The organism is Runella sp. R0.1_18 (assembly GCF_057652155.1).
This window is the reverse complement of record NZ_JBYFCK010000073.1, coordinates 1-1113: the sequence shown is the minus strand read 5'-3', so window position 1 is coordinate 1113 and position 1113 is coordinate 1. Positions and strand designations below refer to the sequence as shown.

At 47.8% G+C, this 1113-nt stretch carries 2 protein-coding genes; both read left to right on the top strand.

The genetic code is table 11. The features are described from left to right. A partial coding sequence (locus AC23P2_RS31070; RefSeq protein WP_487776784.1) for a tyrosine-type recombinase/integrase occupies positions 1 to 555 on the top strand: 555 nt, incomplete at its 5' end. Further along, positions 534 to 1113 (top strand): IS91 family transposase (locus tag AC23P2_RS31065; RefSeq protein ID WP_487776783.1); only part of this gene is annotated, 580 nt, incomplete at its 3' end. The genes AC23P2_RS31070 and AC23P2_RS31065, both read left to right, overlap by 22 nt.

The following is a 1113-nucleotide window of genomic DNA, read 5'->3' as shown; positions in this document are numbered from 1 at the left end:
TGTACATTGCTCAAACACAAGGTGTTAATCGGTCTTTTGTATGGATGTGGGCTGCGTTGTTTAGAAGTTCGAAGTGTGCGTTTGGCAGACCTGGACTTTGACCGTAGGCAACTAAAAGTAGTGCAAGGCAAGCGGAACGCCGCCCGAGGCAAGAAAGACCGTTATGTGCCACTATCTGAGCATCTTATTCGTGGACTCAAGAGTTATATTTCGGCGGAGCAACCGCAAGATTATTTGTTTGGTGGGATTGCAATCTTTGACCGATCAGGTGGCGACTTTGATTCTCGTTACAGCCAGAAAGGTGTTCAATGGGCTGTGAAAGAAGCAGCGAAAAAGGCTGGTATTATCAAAGACGTCCACGTGCACACTTTGCGTCATACCTGCGCGACGCATTTGTTGGAAGATGGCATGGATATAATCAGTGTGAAGAATTTTCTGGGTCATGAAAACATTGAGACCACAATGTTATACCTTCATGTAGCTCAGTTGCAGACCAAACTTGTTTTCAGTCCCCTTGATACGCTATTTTCAGAGTGCAGCCACGTTGGGAAGTAGCCCATGTGCTGAGTCGGCTGGGTGTAGGGATAGAAGAATTGGGGTTAAACGGCTGGCAAGTTCGCACCTTGCGAGCCATACATCATTGTCGGACATCGGTGATGGGCGGTCATGTGGACGCTTGTGACACCTGTGGCAATATCATTATCAGTTACAATTCATGCCGCAACCGTCACTGCCCTAAGTGTCAGGGTCACAAGCGAGAAGAGTGGATAGAGGCCCGTGAGGCGGATTTATTGCCTGTGTCGTACTTCCACGTAGTGTTCACTTTGCCCGATGCCGTCAATGGACTGGCCTTAGCTCATGCCAAAGAGGTATATGATTCGTTGTTTGGGTCTGCTTGGCAAACGTTAGCAACATTCGGTCGGAATAAAGGTCTACAGATGGGTATGATTTCCGTGCTTCATACGTGGGGCCAGAATCTGAGTTTACATCCACATTTACACTGCATCGTTCCAGGTGGTGGTGTAAATGCAAAGGGCAATTGGCAGAACCTGCGAGCTGATGGTAAGTTTTTGTTTGCAGTAAAAGCACTCAGCAAGGTATTCAGGGCCAAGT